The following is a 26,377-nucleotide window of genomic DNA, read 5'->3' as shown; positions in this document are numbered from 1 at the left end:
TTTTAGTAACGATTCAAAAATAATTATAAGCTGTATTCTTTATCTTAGCAGTTACCAATGTCACACATAGTAAAATTATTTAAAAAAGACTTTAGATGAATACAAAATTCATCTACAGCCTTTAATACTTGTCTAATAATTGCTCCACTCTTCCAGTCAATGGATTAACTAAAAAGAATTCATTCTTACCATTTAACTGAATTTCATAATAATATGCTCTATCGGATACAAATAATCTACTAGGATTATTGCATATAGCTTTCGTATCTTCATCTTTAGAAATATCTCTAAATACAAGATGTCCATCTGAATGAGCATATTCTTCAATAAGCTGTTTGCCTTCATTGTATGTAAAGTTTGGTAAAGTAAAAAATATTGTTAAAGGCAATGTGAAGGATATTAATAAAACCACTGTAAATCTGGATTTAAAATAAGTTTTTTGAACTTTGAATAATAATTTATAGTATATAAATGGCTGAATAATAAAAGGTAAAAATATTCCTATTTCATAAATGCCAGCATATTCTTTAGCTACTTTATATGAAAAATATAATTCTAACAATGATATTAAAACAATGATAAGTAATACAATATTTTTTATTTTTTTATTTCTATTAACCATATTTCCCCCCTAATTTTTCATATATTTTAGTGATAAAGTCGTACATCAGAAGATTTTCTTCTCTATAATATTATAGACCTTATCATCATTAAAAAGGTTACAATAAAGTTAAATTTATATCAATAAATTAATATAGATGGATATAAGTTATTTTTTATGAACTTTATAAAAATCTTCATAGTTCTTAAGTTCTCTTTTCAAAAGGTTTGGAGTGTCAAGTGTGTAAGGACAATGATTTTTACAGTTTCCACATTCTATGCAATTATTAATAAGTCCCATTTTATCTTTAAACGTATCTGTTAAAAAATCTTCATAAGGGGCTCTTCCTAATAATAAAGTTATTCTTGCAGCAGTAGGAATTTCGATACCAGCAGGACAAGGCATGCAATATCCACAACCACGACAAAAATCTCCAGCTAGTTCAGCACGATCTTTATTAATAATCTTCCACATAGCATCATCTAGTATAGGTGGATTTTTTTCCAATGCAATAAATTCATCTAATTCCCTTTCTTTTTGAATTCCCCATATAGGCACTATATTATCAAATTGTCTTAAAAAAGCAAAGGTTGAGGCTGCATTTGTTATAAGCCCCCCTGAAAGTGCTTTCATTGCAATAACACCTATATCTCTTTTTTTACATTCTTCAATAAGTTTTAAATCTACATCAGCTGATAATGAGCTTAAAGGAAATTGAATAGTGTCATATAATCCTGAATCTGCGGCATCTAAAGCATTTTTTATTTTATGATTAGTAATACCTATAAAACGAATCATCCCTCTTTTTTTTGCTTCCACCAATCCGGCATAAAGACCTTCATCATCATTAGGATCTGGAAGTATAGCTGGATTATGTAATTGCAATATGTCTATATAATCAGTTTTTAATTTACTTAAACTTGTCTCAATATGATCAAGTAAAGTTTTTTTATCCTTTGCGTGGCTTTTAGTAGCAATAATTATATTACTTCTTACATCTGAAAGTGCATAACCTATTTTTTCTTCACTGTCAGAGTAAGCTCTTGCAGTATCGAAAAAATTTATTCCATTATCATAAGCTTTGCGTAAAATATTTTTGGATTCTTCAAATGAAAGCCTTTGTATGGGAAGTGCTCCAAAACTACTTCTAGTTACCATTAAATTTGTTCTTCCTAATCTGATTTTTTCCATTTTTATCTCTCCTTAAAATATCTAGTATACTTGCTATACAGCCATTAATTTTACTTGTTCTATACATAGACTACCTATGTTTTACGTAGTCTATAATTTTTATATACCTCTAATTCTATTGATACTATCAAATTTTCTGTAACTAACAAGGGACATTCGATCATTAATAATCTTAGGTTCTTCATATTTAACATATCCCATCTTTTCATAAAGATAGCAATTTCGATTTTCAGAAAGTATAGTATCAAGTTCCCAGCTTTCCGCTTGTGGATACATAAGTTCTAGGCGAATCATCACTTCTTGTGCAATACCTTTATTTTGGTATTCTTCAATAATGTTTATGATATGTAGTCTCATTACACCAGGGTTTTTCTCGTAAACAAAAACTCCTCCAACTAAATTGTCTTTGAAGAAAATTTTATAATAATCACCAATATCAAATCTCTTCATAAATTCTTCTAGGGTTTGATTTACCGGTGTGGTTTCATGGTCTTCATATTTTTTATATAAAGGCATAAATACTTTCTTTTGAATTGCAAGTAAATCATCCACCTCATCAGGTGTTGCTTTTTTTAGTTTTACATCAGATTTTATTATTTTAAATAGTTCCTCTAGGTAATGATATTCTACAAATTTACCCGCTTTGACCATCTCCATTATTTTTTCCTGGCTAACCCACTTTGCATCGGCAACCTCTTCATCTTGAAGTATTAAATCATTAATATGGATATTTTTCTTTAAAAGCCAAATATCATCAAAGCCAGAGTAAAATCTAACTGAAAATAAAAATTCCACATTATTTATATCTAAATCTATGCCTATTTCTTCTTTTGTTTCACGAATAATAGCCATTATACTTGTATCCCCTTGTGTAGCACACCCTGCGGCAGAGGCATCCCACATATTAGGCCATTTATTTTTCCAGGGTTGTCTTTTTTGGATTAGGATTTCATTTTTATCATTAACTATCCAAATATGAACAACTAATCGATAATCACCTTTATTAATAAGAGTTCCTCTTTCATAGGTACGTCCAGTTTTATGTTTATACTTATCGTAAATATCTAATAATTCCATAAATATTTTCCTCCCGAATCAATCAAAAATTCACTTTACTTTTAAAGATACTATATCCATTTTATCATATAATTTATATATTTCCTCATAATATAAGATATTATATATGCAAAAGCTTATCTATAGTCATAATATGGATATAAAAACTTGTTTATACTATAACTGGTGTATAAATAGGTTTCCTTATTTTTTCTTCAATTGCTTTTTTCAAAACTACACTTCGTGCAACGCCACCTGTAAAAGCAATTTCATTCTCTACTTTAATTTTATTTAAAAGAGACACTCCACGATTTACAATAGAATGTTCCTCATTGCTTCAATTCCATCCATTACAGGCATCATTATATCCATAATAACCATTTGATAATTTCCACTAGCAAACTTTTCTACACCCTCAAGGCCATGAAAAGCTTGTTCAACGGAATATTCTTCCTTTAGCAAGGCTTCCTTTATCATATTATTAATATTAAAATAATCTTCAATAATTAGAATGCTTAAATTTTCCATAATTTCACCTCATTAAAATATCTAAATCTTACTAGTTTAGTCTTTCTTATTAAGCATATTTAATTATACTAACTATGATATACCTAAAAACTTTTCAAATGATCTTCGCTAAATTTCCATTCAGGAGTAAGTAATATTTCTTCAAAATCAGTACTATACCAAGGACTTATTGCTTTATCTTCATTATTGACCAAAATTTGTATATCTTGAGCTGGCATATAACTTTGTGCCATTATAAAAAGCTTTTCACCGGTACTTTCATTTATAGCCATATCTACAACTATAACAGCATGTCCTGGACTGCCACCACTAATAAAAACATCACCTATTTTCATATAATTCTTATCTACAGACATCAATTCTTTATCTAGGGATAAAGTGCTAGCATAAGCGAATACTATATCTAAATAAGTTCTAAAACATTCATAACTATTATTCAGTGAGTATTTTTTAACCCATTTGGTATTATTACCGTCAATATTTACTCTATACCCCAGTCTCCACTTTGAATAACTACAGTTAAATCCGTTCACAAAATGAAAGTTAATTTCGTCATATCTTTCATTTTCATACAAATACTCAGCTCTCAATCTCATTATAGCATCTGCGCATTGTTGCAAATCTCTAGTTCCTATTTCCATATCAACTACACCTATATAAACATTTTCTTTGTTTTTTTCTTTACCATCAAAATAATGAACTACTGAATTATGTGGTTTCAAAGTTAAATTTCTTAAATATTCTTCAAAAGAATTACTATAAGCGGAAACTCTTTTATACCCCTCAGGAACTTTGAATCTATCTTGAATTGTATTCCCTTCATAATTTATTAAATCTATTTCTTCATTTATTTTAATTGCATTGTCTACATTAAATGTCGGTTGTTGCTTTTTTAAAGATAAATGTGCTTTTGGTTTAAAGCATATATAGGATGTAGTTAGAAGAAATACTATACCAACTATAAAAAAAATACTTCTTATAAGTTTGTTTCTTGCCACTTATAATACCTCACTTTCAATAAATATGTAAATTTTATATCTCTTACCTATAATATCATTAAGTGAACTATTTAAGATGACAGAATTATTACAATTAGAAAAAAATAGTGAATTCCTCTAGAATGAACAGTAATTCATGGAACTAATCTATTTTTATCTCTAGTAAACATAGTTGCCTCTCTTACATTCTCAATTCCCAAGAAAGAGGCAGTAATTCTCTCTAGTCCTATGGCTAATCCACCATGAGGAGGCATTCCATACTTGAAAGCACTTAGATAGCCTTCGAAATTTTCAGGATTTAACCCTTTCTCTATCATTTTCTCTTTTAAGATTTCATAATTGTGAATTCGTTGTCCCCCAGTTGTTATTTCTAATCCTCTAAAGATAAGGTCAAAACTTTTAGTTTCTCCGTTGTCTGCGGGCATAGTGTACATAGGTCTTTTCTCTTGTGGGTAGTGTGTTAAGAATACAAAATCACTTTTGTACTTTTCTTTAACATACTCACTTATAAGCTTCTCTCCTTCAGGGTCAATATCTTTTTCAAGATTTATTTTCTTATATTGAGTTTTTAAAATTTCTATAGCTTCACTTAATTTCATCTTTGGTATTTCTTCTCCTATAATAGGAAGATTAACCTGTAAAAGTTCAACTTCGTTCATGCATTCTTCTTTAATATTATTAATCATATACTCAATTAACTTTTCTTCTAGTTCCATAAGCTCATATTCATCTTTGATAAAGCCCATTTCAAGGTCAAGACTTATAAATTCATTAATATGTCTTTTAGTGTCGTGACTTTCAGCTCTATATACATGCCCAATCTCAAAAACTCTTTCAAAGCCTGATGATACCATCATTTGCTTATAAAATTGTGGACTTTGAGCAAGATAAGCTTTTTCATTGAAATACTTAACTTCAAATAATTCTGTACCCCCTTCTGTTCCTTCTTTTACAATCTTTGGAGTAAATATTTCCTTAAATCCTTCTTTTCTTAGAAATTCTGCAAAAGATTTTGATATACACTCTTGAACTTTAAATATAGAGGCTACCTTTTTATTTCTAAAACTAAGAACTCTGTTGTGTATCATTACATCTAAGGATGCCTCAATGTTTTCCTTATTTACTTCCATTGGTAATTCATGATTAACTTTATTCAAAACTTGCATACTAATAACTTGAACTTCAATTTTCTCTGTTTTTGACCCACTACTAGTTACCTCACCAGTGATTTGAATTACGCTTTCTACTCTCATTCCTTTTATATCAATCTCTTTTGTATTAACTACACATTGAACAATTCCACTTCTATCTCTCACATATAAAAAAGCTATTTTGCCTAAGTTTTTAACTTTGTGAAGCCATCCTTGTATCATTACTTGCTTTCCTATATTTTCTTCTAATTTTATCATTAATATTCTATTCATCTAAACCACTCTCCCATATTTATTTATGTTCGTTAAAGATAAATAAACTCATGCATTAGTTTATCTAAATAAGTAGCGGCCAACTACTTATTTTTGTACAAAAAAATCGCCTCTAAAAAATTTAGAGGCGATTAAGATTTATCTAAATCGCGGTACCACCCTAATTAACTAAAATAAAGGAATATTATAAAGCATCATATAAATACATTAATAAGAATAGACCTTTACAAAAAAACAAAAATCTCACTTCAGTTAAGAAGTGAGATAAAATATCCACGGTACCATTCTTATTAACTATTCCATAAAATAGTTCTCTTGGATCATTTAACGGTGATTAAGCGTGATATCCTACTTATATTCAGATAACAAGTTCCAGGATGTCTTTCAAAACTATACTTCTTATGAAGATTCCACCATTCTCCACTCTCTGGTAAGGTTATAATTTTTACTTTTCCCTTCGTAACAATTAATATATTAATTTGTTATATTATATGATAGCATCCGTATAATGTCAATAGTGGATTTTATTCTTTATTTCTAATATATTTAAGACTTATGCTTGGATTACTAGTTTTTATAGATCTAATTTCAAAATGTTTTAATGAAGATACGAAAGGAGTAAGTTTTGCATATCCATAATTCCTTGTATCAAAGTCTGGAAATCTTTTATTCAGTGTACTACCTAATTCACCTAAGAAAACCCATCCATCTTCATCGGAAATTTCAGTAATAATAGTTTTTATAACTTCAATTAATTTATTAATACTTGTCATACCAGCCTTAGAGTCTCCTTGTTTATGAGATTCTTTAGTACTAATTGCTTTTGAAGGACTTGATGACATTGAAGCCAATACTTCTAAGTATTTGAATTTCTCACAAGCAGCTATAAAAGGTTTTGGAGTTTTATTTTCCCCCATGCCAATCACATACATACCTGCTTCTCTTAAACGTGCAGCAAGCTTAGTGAAATCGCTATCACTGGAGACTATGCAAAAACCATCCACATTATGTGAATAAAGAATATCCATAGCATCTATTATTAAAGCGGCATCTGTTGCGTTTTTACCTGTTGTATAACTATACTGTTGAATTGGACTTATTGAGTAATTAAGTAATACATTTTTCCAAGAAGCTAATTGTGGTTTGGTCCAGTCACCATAAATCCTTTTATAGGTGGGTGTTCCATGATTTGAAATTTCATCAATTATGTACTTTATGTATTTATCCGAAACATTATCTGCATCAATTAAAACAGCGATTTTCTTATCCAATTCCATATGTATATCCCCTTATCTTGTTAAGTTTTTTATTTTAGAAACTTTTCTGTTTCTTTTAGTATATATAAATCTCTTAAAGAGATAAATTTTGCAACATATTTGTTTCCATTATAGGATTCTATTTCTTTAACAGCTTCATCAAAGCTCATCCACTTTAGAGTAAACTTATGGTCTATTTCGCTTTGGGTAAATTCAGTCTCAATTAACTCACCTTTAGTTTTACATAAATAATTATAAGATATTTGTAGTTGTTCAAAAGAGTCTCTATATTCAAATATTATTCCTATTTCATCTATAACTTCAATATCAGAGCCAACCTCTTCATAAACTTCTCTGGATAGGGTTTCATAAATAGACTCATTTCCTTCAACTCCACCACCAGGAAGTTTATAATAATTATCTTTAGCAACGTGTAGGACTGCAATTTTATTATTTTCATTGATTAAGACTGCCCTGGCTGCCTTTCTTATTTCATACTTAATATTTTCTTTAGAATTTTCTATTCCTATAGTACCATGATAAATTTCTGTAATAAGTTCCATATGACCTCCTTTTTAATTTATAAATTAAGTTTCGCAATGAAATACCTATATAACTATCTTAAATTATACCATAATAAGTATAATAATGTCCTTGTTGATAATCTAATATTTTATATTTAGATTATATAAAAACTATCAACTCTTATACTAAATAGTTTATATGGAAAACTCCAATTGAAAATCTCTTGTGTCACTTTCATATAATTCTTTGTTTATTTCCTCCGCCTCTTTACAACCTATTGCAAAATAAAATACAATTGTTTCCTCAGCAGACCCTGCACAAATATAAATTTTATCTGCGTTCCATTCTCTTGCTACATCTACACAAAACATAAATAATTTTTTGCCTATCCCTTTATTTCTACATTCTAATGTTACAAACAATTGGTCTAATAAAACATATTTATGGCTTTCGCCAAAGAACTGGCGATTAATTGCTGCAAATCCTAATAATTTATTGTTGATATCAAAAGCACCAATGGCACTTCCACTATTTAAAATAGTTTCTTTTAGGTGACTGATATGATATTCATAACCATTAGGCCAATCAGAATCTTGGTAATTTATTTCGACTAACTGACGTTTTCCATCTACTTCTCTCCATGCTTTTCCTATATATTGAGATGGGTTCATTTCATTTATACACTGACATTCTTCCACTGATAATTTTCTATATATAACACTTTTCATAAATTTACATCCTCATATTTCTAGAATTCCAACATATCATTTTCATCAAATGTAAAGTTTGGTCCCCATGCAACTTCCCAATAGTATCCGTCAGGGTCAGAAAAATAGGCATGGTAACCACCCCAAAAAACATCCTGTGGCTCTTTTTCAATCTTTGCCCCTGATTTCCTTGCCTGTTCAATAATCTGGCAAACTTCCGCTTTACTTTTAGCATTATAAGCCAGTGTAATGCCCCCAAAACCATTTGTGATTTCAGGAGGAGTGTTTTCATTAATATCTTTCGCTAACAAGTCTAATGGGTATAATTCAAGTTTTGTTCCAGATGAATTAAAAAAAATAACTTCTGGATTATTGCTTTTTTCATCAGTTTTAAACCCAAGTCCATCTCTATAAAATTTAATTGATTTTTCCATATCTCTTACACCTAAACAAATAATATTCATTCTATTCATTGAGTTCACCTCTTTTCTAATTACAAATTTTTTTCGCAAAATCAGAAATATTTATCTCGTTAATCTCAAATTTGCTTTCATTAACTTTAACCACTTTTTTAACAACTATTTTCTCAAGAAAATTCATTTTTTTAAAATCATATTCATAGCCAAAATAGCCTTTTGCGGTAGCTACGTCAAGTAAATTTTTAGGGAATACCATATCTAATTGTTCTTCAAACTTACTTTCATTTCCACAACAAAGAAAAAAACCAAGTTTTTTCTTTGCTAACTGACTTTCATTATTCACACAAAAAGCTTTAACTTCCTTTTGTAGAATGCCCGCATAAAGTGAACCACCGATTATAATGGTATCGTAATGGTCAATTTCTGTCTTTTCTTTTTTCAAATTTATTATATGAACATCATTGTTTTTCAATTTGTCTCCTAACTCTTTTGCTGCTTTCTCTGTAGCTCCATGTTTACTTCCATAAGCAATTAAAATTCTCATTTTGCACCTCTCTTTAAATATTAAATACAGTAATATTATACCATATCACTTTTAAAAATATAATTATTTCCATAAAAACATAACCACAGACTTTTAATAAATCTGTGGTTGATTTAGATTATTTGCTGCCCTTCGCTACATAAACTGAATTACAAATTTATCATCAATATAACTAGCTTTAATAATTTCTTTTGATTGTAGTTTTTTTGGCAAAGTAAAATTTCTTTTTTCATTTTTAATGGAGATACTTAATTCATCTCCCTTTTGATATAAGTTTAACTCCCTTTTATCTACAAATGGCATACTAATTTTTAAATAATAGCTTTCATCTTCTTTCGATTTTTCCAATTCAAAAACTTTTTCCTCGAATAACACTTTTTCTGCTCTAGTGGTTTTAAAAATACTCTCTCCCATTTCAAGCAAAGTATCATATTTTCTCACTTCCGTACTTCTAAGTTCTGATTTAAAGATGGGAACTGGTTTAAAACTTTGGTAAATATCTCTTATATTTTCCATTTGAATATTCATCCACTTCTCAAAATAACCTTTTCCGCCTTCTTGGGACATTATCCTATTTATAATTATGGCATCTACATTAAAATCATAAAGGTGTAAATAAGTGAAATTTCTTTTGGCTTCTTTTATAACTATTCTTTCAGGGGTAGTTACTATCCTTAAACTAACTATATCCTTTTGAAGCATTAATTTATGCAATTCATCTATCTTATTATACAAAAGCTCAATTTCATCAAACATTTCATCGTCTGGCATTGGAACTTTCATTGTTTTTTCAACAAGTGGTTTAAAGGTTTTTGCTGCTTTCTTTTTCATTGGGAAGAACTTAACCATCCACCATTTAAAAAGCTCTGGAAATTTCAAAATGGACATTGTTTCTCCGGTTGGAGCACAATCTACAATTAGCACATCATAATAACCCTGATCATAAAATTCTTTAATCTTAAGAAGAGCTAATAAATCTTCAAAACCTGGGAATATAAGCACTTCCTCTGTTTCAATGCTTTTTTCACTTTTCAATAACATAATCTTTTCAAAATAGCCTTTTATATTACCCCACATATTTTCGTTTTCTGATATTGTATCAATTTCTAAAGCATCTAACTTTCCATGAATTTTAGTTGGTGTGTTTCCTAGCTTTTTATCAAAAGCATCACTTAAACTGTGTGCTTGATCGGTACTCATTATAAGTACTTTTTTACCATCTTTTTCTATCTTACATGCTGTAGCCGCCGCAACGCTTGTTTTACCTACTCCACCTTTACCGGTATATAATATAATTCGCATTTTTACCCTCCTATTTTAAGGATTTTAAAATAATCTATGAAAAATCAACTTCTACTTTTTTAGTTTCCTTTTTTTCTTCTTCATTATTATCATAAGATTCTTTTACTATATCTAGTACTATATCTTTCACTACTGCCATAGCCTCTTTTTCAAACTTTTCTAGTTGCTTTGTAGCTTTGGCAGGTAATATTTCTTTTATAGCTTCATATCTTAGCATTTCTGCTTTTAACATCTTTTCAATAAATACTTTATTCATTTAACCACCTTCTCCATAAAATAAATTGCTAAATAATCATTATTAAATTTAGCCTTACTTATACTATATTTTTTCAGTGTATTTGGGCATGGTATATTTCTTTTAAAGTTTCCAATACTTATTGAAATATCCGTACCTGTTTCATATAGATCTAAAGCATTTTTATCTCCAAAGGGAACATAAACTTCTAATTTATATCCATCTTTAGTTTTTTCAAATTTTTCACTCACAGTTATCTTCTGAACTTCAAAAATGTTCTTAATATTTAATGAATCTTTTACAATTCTATTAAGACCTTCAATACCATTAATATCTACCTCATACCATTTAATGTTAATTATTGGGATATTAAAAAATACTGACTCTATTTCATCCATATATTGTTTTTGGAGCTTTTTCCATTCATCAAAAAAGCTGTTATTTACATCTTTCGGAATGATTCTGTTTATATATAATCCATCAACATTAAAATTATAAAGATTTAAATACATGTAATTTCTCTTAGTTTCTTCAACTACCATTTTTTCAGGAATTGTTACTAATCTAATACTACACACTTCCCTGTTCTTTAATAATAATTGAAGCTGAGAAAGCATAATATAGAGCTTTTCCATATCATTAATTGCTTGCTTATTGGGCATTTCAACTTTAAAAGCTATTTTTGATATTGGTCTAAGAAACTTAAGAGCAACTTTTCCAATTGGAAGAAACTTTTCCATGTACCAACTCAACAATTCTGGGAATTTCAATAAAGATAAAGTTTCTCCAGTAGGGGCACTATCAACTATTATTAAATCATAAATGTTTTTTTCATATATATCTTTTATTTTGAGTAAACAGAACAATTCCTCCATTCCCGGAAATGCTACTATATCTTCATAAGTTTCTTCATCTTTTTCTTCACCAAATATCATCATTTTTCTAACTGCTTCTTTTATACTTCCATAATAATTCTCCATTTCGTAATTGGGATCGATTTCTAATCCCCAAAGGTTTTCAATGATTTCCGTAGGTTCTTTTTTAATTTCCTGCATAAAAATATCGCTTAAATTATGGGCTAAATCAGTACTTACTATTAAAGTCTTCATCCCTTGCTTTGCTGCTTTTACTGCATGAGCACTTGCTGTACTTGTCTTGCCTACTCCACCTTTTCCTGTAAAGATAATTATTCTATTCATAATTTTCACTCCATTCTTTTTATTCTATACTTGAATAGTTCTTTAATCGAAGTATTTATTTTTAAAATAACTCAGTATTATAGGGAATTCACTGTGAAACTTAATTTATACTTGTACAAAATCTCCTTGATCCTAGGAGTTTTGGACACGTATAAATTAATAGTTGAACTGAAATACCTATACTGAGCTATTCTATGAATATTTTCTTGACTTTCTTTTCTTTGATAGATTGATTGGTAATTTCTTCCTTATCCTTTGCGAATATATTCATTACCTTACCAAAAATACTGAAAGCTGAAGCTAATTCATCTTCTGTAAGACTTTCATAAATTTTACTTAAATATTTAATTATAATCTCTTTTTCTTTATCTATTAACTCTTTGGCTTTATCTGTAAGAGTAATCAATACAATTCTTCTATCTTCTGTACTTCTAATTCTTTCCACCAATTGTTTCTTCTCTAATCTTCCAACCACTCCCGTAGTAGTGTTTAATGGAGCCATAATATATTCTGCTATATCAGTCATATTGGAATCTTTGTTTCTGTATAAACATAACAAAGCAAAGACTTCATTTTTGGAGAAATCTAAAAATATTTCACTCCATTGGTTAGGGAAAAATAAAATTTTGTATTCTTCTATATATTTAAATACCAATTTTTCAATATCAATATTTATTTTTATTTTTTCATCCACAGTTAAATCCTCCATAATAGTTCTTGCATCGAAGTATATTTTAATTCTAGCACCGAAGTAATTATTTGTCAACTACTCTTTCATTAATTTAATTTGATGTTATATTTTTTTCTAGAAACTATTGACAACTATATCGGGAGGCGTTATATTATAAGTATATCGCATGACGATATAACGGCAATAGAAATAACGGAGGCAGATATAATGAGAAATGACAAAGGAAACATTGTTTTAACAGAAGCTGTTTATTATATTCTTTTGTCCCTTTACACCCCTATGCATGGGTATGGGATAATGCAAAATGTTACGGAGTTAAGCAAGGGTAGAGTTAATCTAGCAGCAGGAACTCTTTATGGCGCCATAAATACATTGCTTGCTAAAGGGTTTATAATTCCTCTTCCTGGGGAATCTAACTCTCGAAAAAAGGAATATGAAATTACCAATGAAGGGAAAGAAGTTGTAATGAATGAAATCGAAAGACTTGGTGAATTAATTATAAATGGCGAAAAAATTATGGGAGGTAAGTAAAAATGAGGCGTACAATTCATAAATGGTTTTGGGCATGGGATTTTGAAAAAGAGGAAGAATGGTTAAATGAAATGTCATCAAAGGGGCTACAATTGGTTGGGGTTGGTTTTTGTAAATATGTTTTTGAAGAGTCTTTAGTAGATGAATACTCTTATAGATTAGAACTATTAGAAAATAGAATATCCTCACTTGAGAGTACTTCATATATTGAGTTTCTAGAAGAAACAGGTGTGGAATACATTGGTTCTGTATTTCGTTGGTCATATTTTAGAAAAAAAGTAGCTGCTGGAAAATTCGAAATATACTCTGATCTTGACTCAAAAATAAAGCATTATAAGCGGATTTTAAAGTTATTTATTCTAGTAACACCAATAAATCTAATCTCTAGTTTTAATAATTTAACAATGTATATAGAAAATAGACTTACTCCATCAATTGTTATTTCTATGCTTGGTTTTCTTGTATCCTTTTTACTTGGTTTTGGTATATTCAAAGTATCTAAAAAAATTATTATGCTAAAAAAAGAAAAATCAATTCAAGAATAAATAATTTAAAGGGAGAATTACCTATGAAAAGCAAAAATATAAGTATAACAATTATGATAATTGCATTAGTAAGCATAGCGATTAACTTCTATTTTGAATCATTTCCCGATTGGGCGGTTAGGGTAATAGGATTCATAATGCTCGTCAATATTCCAATATTTACTTATACTTCTGTGAAACAGATGAAATCAAATAAATAAGGTTGTCTTAATAGACAACCTTATTTTGTGTAACTAATAAATAATTTAGCTTAACTATTTGCTTAACGCATCATTTAATTGATTTTTTATATTTGAAAATTGTAATCCGTTAGCTGTACATATATCTTTAACTAATAGATTTACATTTTCAACTTTCACTCCAAGAATATTTTCTATTTCCTCTTGGGAAAGTCCCCAGGATATTATTTCACTTACAGTTGTTTTCCCTTTTACAACTTCTTTATTTTCTTCATTTTCAAGATAATCATCTTTACTTTGAGGTGAAAAAGTGCTTTTTTCATTTACGTCAATTATTTTATCTTTTAAAAGAGATTCCATTTCATTAGTCCATTTACCATCTTCTTTTAAAACATCTACAGACTTATTTAAAATATAATCATCTCCCTCATATGGAAGTCCTGTATATAAAGCTACAAAGAGTTTTACAGATCCTGTTCCTATTTCAATATCCTCACCTAAGTTTGAATAAATACTTTCTAAATCCTTAGCTTTAACCTCTTCCGGCTTATCAGTTTCTATATTAAAGGCCTTTGCTAATGTACTTGCTTTTATTTCAAAAACATTCTCAATATCTTGGAAGGAATATGACCCTCTAATATCTTCCGGGTCAGGCATATCTTTAAACTCACCTGAAGCAATCTTTTGAGGCTGTTTTGTGGATTCCGTTTCCCAAATTCCTGTAGCTTTAGCTCCTATTATTCCTCCAAAGAGTATAACAAATATTAATATAACCAAGGGAACTCTATTTAACTTCATTATTTTCCCTCCTTAAATGATTGAATTCTTAATTCAACCGTATTATCTATAGGGCATAACACTTCTGATGTACATTCCCCACATCTGATACATTGATGATCCTTCACAACTTCTGTTGCTGAGACTTGAATATTCATAGGACATACTAAGTCACATTTTTTACAGTTGATACAAGTACCATTATTTCTTTTAATCTTAAATATACTAAATAAATTACTTATTCCTACTAAAGCACCGAAAGGACATGCATATTTGCACCAAGGTCTTTCAATAAATAGAGTTGAAATTAATATAATTAGTAGTACAATTATTCCTCCGATAGTTGCTTCTCCAGTCCAAAAATTGAATAAAGCATAATATGGGTCTATTTCTAAAAATAATAATCTTAATGAATTTGTAGTTACATATACTGTGAATATTAGTACAAAATATCTGGCAAATCTAAGTATTTCGTCTACTTTTCTAGGAACAAAGGTATTATATCTTTTTCCGAAGATTTTTTTACCTATCCTACCTATCCATTCTTGAATACTACCAAGAGGACACATATAACTACATACAACTGGACCAACTATTACAGCAAGTACCAAAATGATTGAAGTAATTACTAATGATGATGTATGAATTTTTTTAACAAAGACACCATACTGGATCAATGCTACAAATGTTTCTACTCCTCCATAGGGACATATTGCATGCAAAGAAGCTGAACCTATAAAAGGTATTGTGCTACCAGTTTCAACTAAATAATGATTTAATGAGATTAACCCCACTAAAGCAAAGAAAAATATTTGACTAATTAATCTTATTTTTTTTCGTTTATTCATAATGACCTCCATATAAAGGGATTTCCCTATAAAGTTTTCTTTAAATAAATATTACCTTCTTTATATGGCATTTCTGTGGCGAAAATGTGTAACTTATCACTTACTGATCACACAATAAAACTAAATTTAACTCCGTTATTAATATTTTCTACTCTGTAATCACCTTTATGCTGAATAATAATCTGTTTTACTATAGCAAGACCAAGTCCTGTACCTTTTTCTTCGCCTTTGGCTTTATAAAAGCTATCAAATATATATGGCAAATCTGTACTTTCAATGCTTTTCCCTGTATTAATAACTTCAATTGCTAGTTTATTATTTAAATTGTAAGCATTTATAATAATTTGCTTATCCGAATGTTTTAAAGCATTGGATAATAAATTTCTAATAACCTGCTCAATTCTAAATTCATCAATATCCACACATAAATCCCCTACCTTATTGCTTATAAGCACTTCAATATCTTTGTTTTCAGCGAACTCTTTAAAAGTAACTAAAATTCTATTAAGCCATGGATTTACAAAGACTTGTTTTTTATTAATAGAGAAAAATCCATTTTCTATCTTTGCAAAATCCAGCACATCATTTATAAGATTACCCATATTTTCAGTTTCATTAAGAATATTTTCTATGTAATGATCTCTTTCATTTTCATCTTTGTACATTCCATCATAAATTAACTCAGCATAACCCTGTATAACTGAAATAGGCGTTTTTAACTCATGAGTAGCTTGTGCTAAAAACTGCTTCTTAAGTTTTTCCACGGATCTTTCTTTACTTAACTCCGTTTCTAATCTTTGAATATTTGAAAGTAATTCTTCATAAAGTAAATTTAAAGAATTATTAAGCTGCCCGATTTCATCTTTTCTATCCCAATTCATGATTGATTGAATTTCTTTGGATTTCATTTGTAATGCCAAGTTATTTAGTTTTTTAATAGGTTTTGTTATTCTAATCGAGATAAAATAAGCTGAAATAATTGATATAACTAAACTTATTAGCAAAATATAAATAAAAAAATTAATCATTATCCCTACGGCATCATCCAGTGATTCAATAGAGACATCATACAAAAGATAACCATTATCTATCTTCACTCCAAAGGAAAATATTTCAACCCCCATTTTATTTACAAATTGATTTTGAAATATTTCCCCACTTATGGTATAGTTCTCTTCTTGACTCCTTTTATTTTTCCCTGACCATTTAATTGAGCCATTTTCATCTAAAGTGTATATATCCCCCCCTATTGTAGACTTCATTTCTTCAAATATAGTTTTCACCTGATTTATACTTTCTTCATTATTAGCATCATAAATTTCTGAGATTTCATTAGTATAATCCTTAATAGAAGACAGCTTTTGATTTTTATAATATTGCGGAAGAAAAAACTTAGTGGTTATGCCTATAAATAAGAATAAGCTAAAAGTAAAGGCTATAAATATACTAAATATTTTTAAGGTAATTGATTTACTCACTACTTACTCACCATCCTATACCCGTAACCTCTTACTGTTTCAATAATACTACTATTTTCAGATAGTTTCTTTCTTAATCTTTTAACATGAGTATCTACTGCTCTTTCCTCCCCAAAATAATCATATCCCCATACAGCATCAAGTATGGTTGTTCTTGATAAAGCAATGTTAATATTATCCATAAAATAAACAAGTAAGCTATACTCTATAGGCGTTAAATCTAATTTAGCTTCATTCATAAAAGCTTGCCTAAAATCTTTATTAATAGAAATTCCGTTAATCTCTAGCAAATTATTTACTGAGGATATGCTATTTCTTTTTAACAAAGCTTTTATTCTAGCTAATAATAATCTAGAACTAAAAGGCTTGGTTACATAATCATCTGCTCCCAGCTCAAAGCCAAATAGTTTATCTTCCTCTTCACTTCTTGCTGTTAACATAATTACCGGTATATTTGACTTTTTCCTAATATGCCTGAGTATTGTCCACCCATCCATATCCGGCAACATTACATCCAATATAATAAGATTGTATATTCTTTCATCAAATTCATTAAAAGCCTTTTCCCCATTTTCAGCTTCAAATAAATTAAAGGATTCTTTTTCTAGATATTTTCTTAGGATTTCTCTTATTCTTTTATCATCCTCTACCAACAGGATATTAGTATCATACATATTGTCATCTCCTTACCTTTAGTATAATATTAATTAATAATGGTCTTAAAAGTCAATGAATTTATTATTAGTTCCATTCAAATAATAATACAAAAAAATAACTATAGGGGGCTGTCTCTCCCTATAGAACTAAAACAATATGAGATAATTGTCATAAACAGCATGCTGTCTATTCAAGGTTTTAATCGTACCAGTATGTATATCCGCAATAGTAGTATTTTTCTTCTGCTCTCTAGAATAAATAATCAAATAACGATCATCAATACATTCAACAGGATACCCTAGTTTTCTTTCATAAACATAATTAACATTTCCATTAACAATTTCTTTAACCTCTACCTGGTCCTTTGATATTATTTTTCTTAAGAAAATCGCTTTATTTTTATCATCTAATTTCCATGAATATTCAATAGAATTCCTATCAACTCTAGAATTTTCAAAAGTAATTTCTTCATTAAGCGGAATAACCTTTTTTGACAAGGTATTTCTATTCAGCATAACAATTGCATTTTTATTCGCTTCATTATACTTATTAATTTCATAATAAATATTCTCCTCGTCTGCCCCAGAGAATAACTCGTATCCGTCAATCCCTTGTTCTTCAACATTTTGAAAAGGCAGATTTTCATTTCCCATTTGAACCTGATTTATAAAATCTTTGATAGATAAAAATCGAATACGGTCCCAATAAAAAAATCTAGCTTTCTTTGATTTTCTGCCGATTTTAACTTTCTTATATATTTCTTCTTTTTCATAAGGCTCTAAATAATTCTCTTCATAAACAACACAATCAGTATTTTTTATTGATGTCTTAAAAAAAACAAGCCTTACCCCTCTTAGAAAGTCTTTATCCATGACTTCCCAGTGCTCATCTGTTTTAACATTATATATAACTGCTCTATGATATCCATAAATCTCTTTAGCATAATTAAAATTCTTAAATTGTTCTTCAGTTAATTCTTTCATCTCTTTATAAAACATGATAAAATGATCATCGTCTAACTTTTCAAGAAGAAAGTCTTCATATCTTTTCTCCATTTGAAATTTGTGTACAAAACTAGCCTTTGAAGTTTCTAAATCAACTTTATACAAAGTAAAATCATTCACAAAAAGCTGCTTTTGAATTGTTACATAGTAAAATTCATTTTTTCCTTCAACTGATTCCTGATGATATATATCCAAAAGAATCTTTTCCTTACCAACATTAATTTTATACATTTTATCATTACTAATACTGTAGTTAAAATAGTTCACAATTCCCGAATCCGTAAATGGATAGTAAACATCAACTTTTTCTCTTAAAATCAATCTGTCCCCTATCTTACATATAGGTTCAAGAGTATTTTTACATTGATCTTTTAAATCTATAATTTCCATATCTTTCACCGCCCTTATTTGCATTATGGACAGAAATATGGTATTTATTCAATTCTTGCTGTTTTGCTTATATTTTTCTATTTTGTATATCTTCTGTACTGCCCATTTCCCTGAAACACAAGCTACTGGAAGACCACCCGGTGACATTATCCATTGTCCAGCTACATATAAATTATTAATTCCTTGAATTTTTCCATTTTGATATAAACTCTTAACCTTTGGTAAAGGAATAAAACTCATGTACGCTCCCTTGTATGCTCCACAATATCTTTCATATGTTATAGGTGTATTAATATCAAAAGTTTCAACCTTATCTTTGGTCTCTGGATATATCAATTCTAATCTTTTCATTATGGCGTATGCAATGGCTTTCTTCTCATTATCATATTTTTCTTTATTTGTTTCCCTTAAGATTTTCCAATACTCATACTCATAATCTGTAATAGTCACTCTTATTACTGATGCTCCTTTTGGGGCAAAGTTTTCTTCATGACAAAAATGACGAATATCAATTCTATCTACGGTTTTTTTACCACATTTGAATGGAGGAACTTCATAAGAACTACGATGGGCTCTATGAGATAAATCACAGGCTACTCCTATGCCAATATCTACACTGCTAAATATACTATATGATTTTTCATTTGCAAATTGTTTATCAAATACTTTGTCCTTATATTTACCTTCTAACAAATTAGTTACCAACATATTTGCATCAACTGCAGAAATAATATAATCTCCTTGAACAACCTGCCCATTTTCTAGTTCAATACCTACAGCACTACCATTATGAACTATAATCCTTTGAACCTTAGTATTATAATTTACCTTTCCACCAAGTGTTTTAAATTTATTTTCTATTCTTAATGACATTTTTAAAGAGCCACCCATAGGCCACCCCCCATTACCTGAGGTAAAACTTGCTAGAGTGAAAAATATAATTGAAGCAGGAAAATGATGGGGAACAATGTTCATCAATGCTTCCCCAATTAAAGTATTTTTAAATTTGGAAGCATACTCTTTTACAGATATCTTATTTAGTGATTTTAAATCCTTTCCTAAAGCACCATATTTCTTGGCCATTTTTATATAGTCAATAATATTCATCATATCAATAGATTTTTCTATTGGAACCTCCATACTTTGAAACTTTTCGATTAAAGCTATGAAGTTTTCTATCTGGTTTTTATCTTCTGAGGATATATCTTTTAGATGCTTTTCTAGTTTAATTAAATCCTTATACATATATAGGGTTCTTCCTTCTTTATTACAAGCAAAAAAATACTCAGCTGTATAAACATCTGTATTTTCAAACGCACCAAGTTCTTTCCAAACCTCATAAAGCCCTGTGCCCTTCTTTGTTCCAGTTAGCCAATGAATGCAGTTATCAAAATGATATCCATTTCTATTCCAACCAGTACACTCTCCACCAGGTAAAGAATGCATTTCAAATATTTCGGCATCTAATCCGTTCTTTCTTGCAAAAATACCTGCACTTAATCCTGAAATACCAGCACCAATAATAATGACTTTTTTCATAGTTACACTTTCCCCTTTCTTTTAAATTAATTATTTATTCAAATCTTTCTTGCTGCTGAAATACGAATACTGTGGCATCATTAGCTTTTACAAATGTAATTTTAGCATTTATATATAAAATCCATATCTCACATATAATTTCTACAGTATTGACAATATAACACGCCGTTACTTAAAGTTATATTGCCAATAGCCCACATCTATCCATTTCTTTTATTTATATCCAATTTCTTCAAAATGAGCTACTTTTCTAAATCCTATCTTCTCATGCAATGCCATGCTTTTATTATTTGGTAAAGCTATTCCAGCTATAATAGAATGATTACTCAAACTTCGCACATGAAAACATGTGCGAACCCATTGATAAATCAAGGGTTTTAAACATTTAAATATAGAATATTCCTCTTAAAAATGATATAATGTAAATAACTACAAATACAAAATTATCAATTTTAGGAGGATTTATTCATATGAATAATATACCACAAAATAATCAAAATGGAAATTATTTTATGAAACCTATATAAATTTTGTCAAAAAATTCAAAGTTATGAATGCCTTAAAAAAATCAAATTGTTATAAAGAAAAAGGTGTATGTGTTTATGATATCTTTTGTTATTTATTGCAACTAGTTTATACTGGTAAAAGTATGTACATGAATTATCAGACTGAAAATAATGAAACTTTATTTGCTAAAGACGTAGTGTATAGATTTTTAAATTCAATGTTTATAAATTGGCATACCTTCTTATTAAAATTGTCGGGAACAATAATAAAAGATCATTTATTATCTCTTACTACTGAAAAACGTATCAATGCAATAATTGTTGATGATTCATTTTATGGTAGACTTAGGAGCAAAAAGGTTGAATTACTTGCCAACGTAAATGATCATGCAAGTAAAGGGTCAAAATATAAAAGAGGATTTAGAATGCTTACCATTGGTTGGACTGATGGTAACACATTTTTGCCTCTTTCATTTAATTTACAAAGTTCAGAGAATCAAAAAAATAGATACTGTGAAATGAAAGAAAATCTGAACAAAAACTCTATTGCATATAATAGTTCTCTTTTGCTTATATAATTCCAGGAAAGTCCTTCTATTTTTATCCATCCAAAAATTATCCCTATTATAAAAATAAAACTTGTTAAAACAACTCCTATAAATAATCCTAACCCTAAATCTTTTATCCATCCTTCATAAAAACTTAATCCAATTGTAGACAAATCTCGTTTCTCTATGAATCTCAATACTATCCAAGATCCCAAAAACATCATCACCCGTAATAATGACCAATAAAATAAGCATGGAATTAAATCCTTTATTGCGTTAGGGTTATACTTTACTTTGTATGTAAATCCTGAATTCGCCAGCACTTGCTCCAAAGGATTAACGATCATAAAATACAATATTGATAAAATACCTATAAATGAAAGAAGTAAAAAAACAAATTTATATTGCTGTTTTTCATTATTATAAATAATTGACCTTACTTTTTCCTTCACATTATCCCCCCAGAAATAAATATTTAGTTATATAATAAATTCCTCTATTTTTTTTACATTTCCATCTTCCAATTCTATACACCAAATATATGGCATAAAATCCTTTATTCTGTGAAAATCATCATATCCAAAATCCTCACTATAGTATTGTATAATGGTGCTTAATGCGGTGCCGTGTGTTGCTATAACAATGTTACTTTCTTTATTTTCTTTTACTATGTCAATTAAAGCAGCTATATTTCTTTCTTGAACTTCTCTCAAACATTCACCATCTGATAGCTTGTACTCAAAATCATTCTACAACCAATGTATGAATTTTTCTTTTTATCCTTAATTAAATCAATTTTTACTTTTAAATCTTTATCATTTATAAATTTATTTTTTCTAACCTGAAACTTTAAATTTCTAAACCTGTCCAAAAAATAATTTGAGTTTATTTCATGATGCTTATTTAAAGTCCTTCAAAATACTGTTTATTCCCTATATTATATCTATAAATCCAATTTTAGTAAACATTATAACCTAAGATTTATATTTGTATAAGAATTGATTAATGGTATAATAAATACACAATCTTTATGCTAGATAAGAAGGTGATTTCTATGAAGCAAAAAAATATGGTAGAATTGAAAGGTTTGTTAGAAACTAATATACAAGAATTCATAAAGGACTATAATATAAAGTTAATCTATATATTTGGTTCTTATGCAAAAGGAAGTAATAATTCTAAAAGTGATTTGGATATAGCCATTCTTCTCTACAATGATTATAATCCATTAGATAAGCTAAATTTGATAGGTGATTTAACCAGCATTTTTAAAAGAGATGATATTGATTTAGTTATCTTAAATTCTGCAAGCGCTGTACTAAAGCATCAAGTTATTAAATATGGTAATCTTGTTTTTATGGAAAATGAAGATATTAAAGTAGATTTTGAAGTTAAGGTTCTTAAAGAGTATATGGATATGGAGCCTTTCAGAAAAACTCAAATGAAATATATTAATGAATGGATAGAAGATTCTACAGGAGTTGATAAATAAAATGACAGCAAATATTTTAGGAACTATCGAAGTCAAAATGAAAGAACTTCAAAAAAATTTAGTATTATTGAAATCCGTTGCTAATATTATAAATGAAGAAAATCTAAAAGAAGATATGATACGATATTGGGGTATAGAGCGAGGGGTTCAACTATCTATTGAATGTGTTCTGGATATTTCAAATATAATTATATCAGCCTTAGACATTGAAAAACCCGATACATATAGGGACTGTATTCTCACATTAAGAAAAGAAAGTATCCTTCCCACCAAATTTTCTAGGAGCATAGCTAATATGGTTTCTTTTAGAAATATTCTTGTCCATGATTATATGAGAGTTGATGAAAAAATTATGATAGACATCCTAAAAAATCATCTTAACGATTTTATTGATTTTATGAGCTACATAAATAAATGGATAAAAAAGACCTATTAAGTAACCGAGAGCAATTAATTGCTTTCGGTTATTCTTAAAGAAAAGTATACCTTAATTTAAATAAATTATTCTTTCCTTTTTTATTGATTGCAACTATACTAATACATTTACTATTTATTGAGATTTCTTTTCATTAGTTTTTTTATCTTTCTTGTAATTAGCGACACTTAAAAATATATAACTTACTGCTAATATGATAAACATAATTCCGGTAAAATCCACTTCACTTTTCAATCGTATTATACCTGCTAATAAAAAACAAATTGCTGAAAATAACCATAACATCCACGTTTCTATTTTTGACATTATTTTCCTCCTAAGTTTATAATTTATAATTAAATGACACCTGCTTCAAGAATGTTAAACTTTTGAGATTCACAATCAATTTCAGCCATTGCTCCATAAGGTATTGTAAACATTGGTGCAGTATGTCCAAAATTCATATTATATAATATAGGAAGACATTTCAGCTTTAGTTCATCCCTTACAACCTTTAAAAGAACATTTTTATATTCTTCATAATAAAGGTTATCATAAGGTTTTCCAAATATTATTCCCTTAGCCTTTTGTAAGATTCCCAATGTCCCATAGTTTCGTAACCAACATTCAACATAAGATGGTTCAGGTTTATCTTCTGATGTTTCAAAAAACAATATGCAGTTTTCAAACTCTTCAAGGTTTGGCCATAATTCAGTACCTTTCATCATTTCTAATACTTCAATACAACCACCTATTAAGTGTCCTTGCACCTTTCCTTGTCCTTGTAATAATTCATAACTAGTATTACTTTGTACACTCCTTTTTGTGAATTTATTTGATTCGACCCAAGGCAGGTATTCACTTGTCCAAATTTCAGAAAAAGGTATATTCCCTATAGTAGTGTTATCAAATAAGGTTTTATTTACCCAATGTTTTGTATAATCAAACATTTCAACATTTTCTGCGAATTCAGCCAATATAGAAGGCCCAGAAAAACTTGAAATTCCAGCTTTTAAACAGATAAAATTAGTAATTGTTGTATCTGAGTATCCAATTAGTATTTTGGGATTATTTTTTATTACTTCATAATCTATATAAGGTAACATTCTTATGCTTTCATTACCTCCAATACAAGAAAAAATAGCTTTTATAGAAGGGTCTTTAAAGGCCATCATTAAATCTTCTGCTCTTTTTTCAGGGTGTTTATAAAGATATTCTGTTCCACTAAGAGTGTGTGGCATTTCAATAACTTCAAGGTTAAATTCTTCTTCTAGTCTTTTTTTTCCGACTTTATATCTCCAAAGGATATCTTCATCTCCTGCCCCACCCCAGGAAAGGCTAATTGTTGCAACTTTATCGCCTGCTCTTAATTTGGTTGGTTTCTTCAATTGCATATTTTCTCCCCCACAAAATCTTGTCTTTAAAAATATTAGAGCCTAATCTTTAATTTCTTCTTGAATCGATATATACATCAATATCTTTAACAATGTATCCCTGACCTGTTGAATGAAGGATATCATAAAAAGATTCTATATAGTCAAACATATTATTATCATTAAAAATCTTCAGTGCATCTTTACCTGTAATATTTTGTGCCTGTTTATAGCTCTCAATACAAAATACTGTGAAATTAATATTTTTATCCATTAATGCCACCTCATACCTCCGGAAATACAATCTTTCCGTTATTTCTTTGTTCTAAAAACATTTCCAATAGTTTTTCTGTGCTATACTGCCATAACTTTGTTTCTTCTTGCTCCAACATTTCATATAAATAAGATGAGTATAATTCTGAAAGAGCGGCTTTATAAGGTAACTTTAATTCTTTTGCAATTTCTTCTACAAGTGCAGCAGATATAATTGGAAACACAGCATCAAATTTCTTTCTATCCATTATCTTCGCCTCCTAAGTCCTCATACTTGTCAAATAAGCAGAATTTCAATGATTTATCCGTATGAAATAATATTTGATTGAAAAGCTTCTCTATTTTTAATCGTTTTATTATCATAATTTACTAAGTTTTACCTAATTCTATATAATCATATCAACTAGTCTTAAACTTTTCGCCTTCCTCTATAAATACCTGTTTTTAACTCATTTATATATGCCTCTTTATCAGGCATATCAGTATCCATAGCTTGTTTTATTGCTAATTTTATATCATAAGGAACTCTAACAATTGACGTTGTAAAAGTGGCGGGTTCTTTTGATTTATAAACTCCTTCTATAATAGCGTAAGAAGATTGGGTTATATCTAAAGGATTTCCTACACTTCCAGTATTAAATATTGTTTTGCCATCAAAATTATCAATATGTGCACTATGAATATCTCCATAACCTACAACATCGGATTCTTCTCCCAATGATTTAGTAGCTTCAAGTAATCTAAGTCTATCTTTTTTATCAGAAGATAAGTGTGTTCTATGAAATATATCATTTGGACATGCGTGGCATAAGCGAATTAGTTTCCCACTCATATAAAACTCAGCATACACAGGTAATTCTCTCATAAATTTAAGTCTTTCTTTTCCTAATTTGTTTTGATGCCATAAAAGCATTTCGGATTTCTGTTCTGCCATAAAAAAATCCCAGTTACCTTTAACTACAAGTTCACAATTTTCTCTTACTAAGTCAACTGCTTCCGCAGAGCTTGGTCCTTTCCCTGCTAAATCGCCTAAGCAAAATATTCGTTTTATATTTCGTGTTTTAATATCTGTTAATACTGCTTTTAAAGCGGGTATGTTACCATGAATATCTGAGATTATTGCAATTCTGTCCATTTTATTACCTC

General features: G+C 28.9%; 32 protein-coding genes, 2 pseudogenes and 1 other annotated feature. Of the genes and pseudogenes, 5 read left to right on the top strand and 29 right to left on the bottom strand.

Annotated elements, in window-relative coordinates; genetic code table 11:
- Positions 1–121: 121 nt before the first annotated feature.
- The 16 genes and pseudogenes from BUB83_RS11595 to BUB83_RS11525 form a co-directional block, all read right to left on the bottom strand.
- On the bottom strand, positions 122–622 hold the full coding sequence (locus tag BUB83_RS11595; RefSeq protein WP_073338633.1) for a hypothetical protein: 501 nt from the start codon (positions 620–622) through the stop codon (positions 122–124).
- A 147-nt stretch (positions 623–769) separates the two neighbouring features.
- Positions 770–1,792 (bottom strand): aldo/keto reductase, encoded by a 1,023-nt coding sequence (locus BUB83_RS11590; protein WP_073338632.1) that lies wholly within the window; start codon positions 1,790–1,792, stop codon positions 770–772.
- Between the two features lie 99 nt (positions 1,793–1,891).
- The gene (locus BUB83_RS21965) at positions 1,892–2,869 is read right to left on the bottom strand and encodes a bifunctional NUDIX hydrolase family protein/GNAT family N-acetyltransferase (RefSeq protein WP_073338631.1); all 978 of its coding nucleotides are present in this window, start codon (positions 2,867–2,869) and stop codon (positions 1,892–1,894) included.
- 151 nt (positions 2,870–3,020) lie between these two features.
- Positions 3,021–3,152 carry a hypothetical protein gene (locus BUB83_RS22730; RefSeq protein WP_278336933.1) on the bottom strand — a complete coding sequence of 44 codons (132 nt, stop codon included), beginning with the start codon at positions 3,150–3,152 and terminating at the stop codon, positions 3,021–3,023.
- Positions 3,153–3,169: 17 nt separating this feature from the next.
- Positions 3,170–3,376 (bottom strand): annotated as a pseudogene (locus BUB83_RS11580) (response regulator); the annotation flags it as partial.
- Positions 3,377–3,459: 83 nt separating this feature from the next.
- The gene (locus BUB83_RS11575; protein ID WP_084133531.1) at positions 3,460–4,374 is read right to left on the bottom strand and encodes a DUF4846 domain-containing protein; all 915 of its coding nucleotides are present in this window, start codon (positions 4,372–4,374) and stop codon (positions 3,460–3,462) included.
- Between the two features lie 134 nt (positions 4,375–4,508).
- Positions 4,509–5,798: an aspartate--tRNA(Asn) ligase gene (gene aspS / locus BUB83_RS11570; RefSeq protein WP_073338630.1), complete on the bottom strand. Its 1,290-nt coding sequence runs from the start codon at positions 5,796–5,798 to the stop codon at positions 4,509–4,511.
- A gap of 252 nt (positions 5,799–6,050) precedes the next feature.
- Positions 6,051–6,268: a binding site (T-box leader), on the bottom strand.
- Between the two features lie 54 nt (positions 6,269–6,322).
- Positions 6,323–7,075, bottom strand: a complete 753-nt coding sequence (locus BUB83_RS11565) for an NYN domain-containing protein (RefSeq protein ID WP_073338629.1) — start codon at positions 7,073–7,075, stop codon at positions 6,323–6,325.
- Between the two features lie 29 nt (positions 7,076–7,104).
- The gene (locus BUB83_RS11560) at positions 7,105–7,617 is read right to left on the bottom strand and encodes an NUDIX domain-containing protein (protein WP_073338628.1); all 513 of its coding nucleotides are present in this window, start codon (positions 7,615–7,617) and stop codon (positions 7,105–7,107) included.
- A 156-nt stretch (positions 7,618–7,773) separates the two neighbouring features.
- Entirely contained in the window at positions 7,774–8,307 is a 534-nt protein-coding gene (locus BUB83_RS11555; protein ID WP_073338627.1) for a GNAT family N-acetyltransferase, read from the bottom strand.
- 20 nt (positions 8,308–8,327) lie between these two features.
- Positions 8,328–8,759 carry a VOC family protein gene (locus BUB83_RS11550; protein WP_073338626.1) on the bottom strand — a complete coding sequence of 144 codons (432 nt, stop codon included), beginning with the start codon at positions 8,757–8,759 and terminating at the stop codon, positions 8,328–8,330.
- 16 nt (positions 8,760–8,775) lie between these two features.
- A complete protein-coding gene (locus tag BUB83_RS11545; protein WP_073338625.1) occupies positions 8,776–9,249 on the bottom strand; it encodes a flavodoxin domain-containing protein in 474 nt (157 codons plus the stop codon).
- Between the two features lie 135 nt (positions 9,250–9,384).
- The gene (locus BUB83_RS11540) at positions 9,385–10,551 is read right to left on the bottom strand and encodes an ArsA family ATPase (RefSeq protein ID WP_073338624.1); all 1,167 of its coding nucleotides are present in this window, start codon (positions 10,549–10,551) and stop codon (positions 9,385–9,387) included.
- A gap of 34 nt (positions 10,552–10,585) precedes the next feature.
- Positions 10,586–10,807, bottom strand: a complete 222-nt coding sequence (locus BUB83_RS11535) for a hypothetical protein (protein WP_073338623.1) — start codon at positions 10,805–10,807, stop codon at positions 10,586–10,588.
- Positions 10,804–11,985 (bottom strand): ArsA family ATPase, encoded by a 1,182-nt coding sequence (locus BUB83_RS11530; protein ID WP_073338622.1) that lies wholly within the window; start codon positions 11,983–11,985, stop codon positions 10,804–10,806. Before BUB83_RS11530 ends, BUB83_RS11535 begins: the two co-directional genes overlap by 4 nt.
- A gap of 187 nt (positions 11,986–12,172) precedes the next feature.
- The gene (locus tag BUB83_RS11525; RefSeq protein ID WP_242950668.1) at positions 12,173–12,679 is read right to left on the bottom strand and encodes a MarR family winged helix-turn-helix transcriptional regulator; all 507 of its coding nucleotides are present in this window, start codon (positions 12,677–12,679) and stop codon (positions 12,173–12,175) included.
- A 204-nt stretch (positions 12,680–12,883) separates the two neighbouring features.
- On the opposite strand from BUB83_RS11525, the gene BUB83_RS11520 reads away from it, so the two are divergent.
- The gene (locus BUB83_RS11520) at positions 12,884–13,207 is read left to right on the top strand and encodes a PadR family transcriptional regulator (protein ID WP_073338621.1); all 324 of its coding nucleotides are present in this window, start codon (positions 12,884–12,886) and stop codon (positions 13,205–13,207) included.
- A 2-nt stretch (positions 13,208–13,209) separates the two neighbouring features.
- A complete protein-coding gene (locus BUB83_RS11515; protein WP_073338620.1) occupies positions 13,210–13,752 on the top strand; it encodes a DUF2812 domain-containing protein in 543 nt (180 codons plus the stop codon).
- 254 nt (positions 13,753–14,006) lie between these two features.
- Here the strand turns inward: BUB83_RS11515 and BUB83_RS11510 are convergent, their stop codons facing one another.
- The 7 genes from BUB83_RS11510 to BUB83_RS21635 all read right to left on the bottom strand — a co-directional run bounded on the left by BUB83_RS11510 (position 14,007) and on the right by BUB83_RS21635 (position 20,954).
- Positions 14,007–14,729 carry a hypothetical protein gene (locus BUB83_RS11510; RefSeq protein ID WP_073338619.1) on the bottom strand — a complete coding sequence of 241 codons (723 nt, stop codon included), beginning with the start codon at positions 14,727–14,729 and terminating at the stop codon, positions 14,007–14,009.
- Positions 14,729–15,556: a 4Fe-4S binding protein gene (locus BUB83_RS11505; RefSeq protein ID WP_200801467.1), complete on the bottom strand. Its 828-nt coding sequence runs from the start codon at positions 15,554–15,556 to the stop codon at positions 14,729–14,731. Before BUB83_RS11505 ends, BUB83_RS11510 begins: the two co-directional genes overlap by 1 nt.
- Positions 15,557–15,663: 107 nt before the next feature.
- Positions 15,664–17,034 (bottom strand): sensor histidine kinase, encoded by a 1,371-nt coding sequence (locus BUB83_RS11500; RefSeq protein ID WP_073338617.1) that lies wholly within the window; start codon positions 17,032–17,034, stop codon positions 15,664–15,666.
- Positions 17,034–17,708 (bottom strand): response regulator transcription factor, encoded by a 675-nt coding sequence (locus BUB83_RS11495; RefSeq protein WP_073338616.1) that lies wholly within the window; start codon positions 17,706–17,708, stop codon positions 17,034–17,036. The genes BUB83_RS11500 and BUB83_RS11495 overlap by 1 nt, the downstream gene beginning before the upstream one ends.
- Before the next feature lie 129 nt (positions 17,709–17,837).
- Complete coding sequence (locus BUB83_RS11490) at positions 17,838–19,085, bottom strand: hypothetical protein (protein WP_073338615.1); 1,248 nt, start codon at positions 19,083–19,085, stop codon at positions 17,838–17,840.
- A gap of 48 nt (positions 19,086–19,133) precedes the next feature.
- Entirely contained in the window at positions 19,134–20,624 is a 1,491-nt protein-coding gene (locus tag BUB83_RS11485; RefSeq protein WP_073338614.1) for a phytoene desaturase family protein, read from the bottom strand.
- A gap of 213 nt (positions 20,625–20,837) precedes the next feature.
- Positions 20,838–20,954, bottom strand: a complete 117-nt coding sequence (locus tag BUB83_RS21635; RefSeq protein WP_200801466.1) for a GNAT family N-acetyltransferase — start codon at positions 20,952–20,954, stop codon at positions 20,838–20,840.
- Between the two features lie 220 nt (positions 20,955–21,174).
- Between BUB83_RS21635 and BUB83_RS21630 the strand changes: the two genes are divergently transcribed.
- Entirely contained in the window at positions 21,175–21,708 is a 534-nt protein-coding gene (locus tag BUB83_RS21630) for a hypothetical protein (protein WP_143160533.1), read from the top strand.
- A gap of 449 nt (positions 21,709–22,157) precedes the next feature.
- Here BUB83_RS21630 and BUB83_RS11470 read toward each other — a convergent pair.
- Positions 22,158–22,409 (bottom strand): annotated as a pseudogene (locus tag BUB83_RS11470) (histidine phosphatase family protein); the annotation flags it as partial.
- A 323-nt stretch (positions 22,410–22,732) separates the two neighbouring features.
- Between BUB83_RS11470 and mntA the strand changes: the two are divergent.
- Entirely contained in the window at positions 22,733–23,170 is a 438-nt protein-coding gene (gene mntA, locus BUB83_RS11460) for a type VII toxin-antitoxin system MntA family adenylyltransferase antitoxin (RefSeq protein WP_073338611.1), read from the top strand.
- A gap of 1 nt (position 23,171) precedes the next feature.
- Positions 23,172–23,606, top strand: coding sequence for a type VII toxin-antitoxin system HepT family RNase toxin (hepT, locus tag BUB83_RS11455; protein ID WP_073338610.1), 435 nt, complete (start codon positions 23,172–23,174; stop codon positions 23,604–23,606).
- Between the two features lie 114 nt (positions 23,607–23,720).
- Here hepT and BUB83_RS11450 read toward each other — a convergent pair whose 3' ends face one another.
- The 5 genes from BUB83_RS11450 to BUB83_RS11430 all read right to left on the bottom strand — a co-directional run bounded on the left by BUB83_RS11450 (position 23,721) and on the right by BUB83_RS11430 (position 26,366).
- Positions 23,721–23,912, bottom strand: a complete 192-nt coding sequence (locus BUB83_RS11450; RefSeq protein ID WP_073338609.1) for a hypothetical protein — start codon at positions 23,910–23,912, stop codon at positions 23,721–23,723.
- 29 nt (positions 23,913–23,941) lie between these two features.
- Positions 23,942–24,979, bottom strand: a complete 1,038-nt coding sequence (locus tag BUB83_RS11445) for a S66 family peptidase (protein WP_073338608.1) — start codon at positions 24,977–24,979, stop codon at positions 23,942–23,944.
- Between the two features lie 49 nt (positions 24,980–25,028).
- On the bottom strand, positions 25,029–25,232 hold the full coding sequence (locus tag BUB83_RS11440; RefSeq protein WP_073338707.1) for a DUF3791 domain-containing protein: 204 nt from the start codon (positions 25,230–25,232) through the stop codon (positions 25,029–25,031).
- A 10-nt stretch (positions 25,233–25,242) separates the two neighbouring features.
- Positions 25,243–25,479 (bottom strand): hypothetical protein, encoded by a 237-nt coding sequence (locus BUB83_RS11435; RefSeq protein ID WP_073338607.1) that lies wholly within the window; start codon positions 25,477–25,479, stop codon positions 25,243–25,245.
- Positions 25,480–25,640: 161 nt separating this feature from the next.
- Positions 25,641–26,366, bottom strand: coding sequence for a metallophosphoesterase family protein (locus tag BUB83_RS11430; protein WP_073338606.1), 726 nt, complete (start codon positions 26,364–26,366; stop codon positions 25,641–25,643).
- Positions 26,367–26,377: the final 11 nt, after the last annotated feature.

The organism is Clostridium grantii DSM 8605, from assembly GCF_900129965.1.
Classification (GTDB): domain Bacteria; phylum Bacillota; class Clostridia; order Clostridiales; family Clostridiaceae; genus Clostridium_AF; species Clostridium_AF grantii.
The sequence above is the reverse complement of the archived record's forward strand: the minus strand, read 5'-3'. Positions and strand labels throughout refer to the sequence as shown.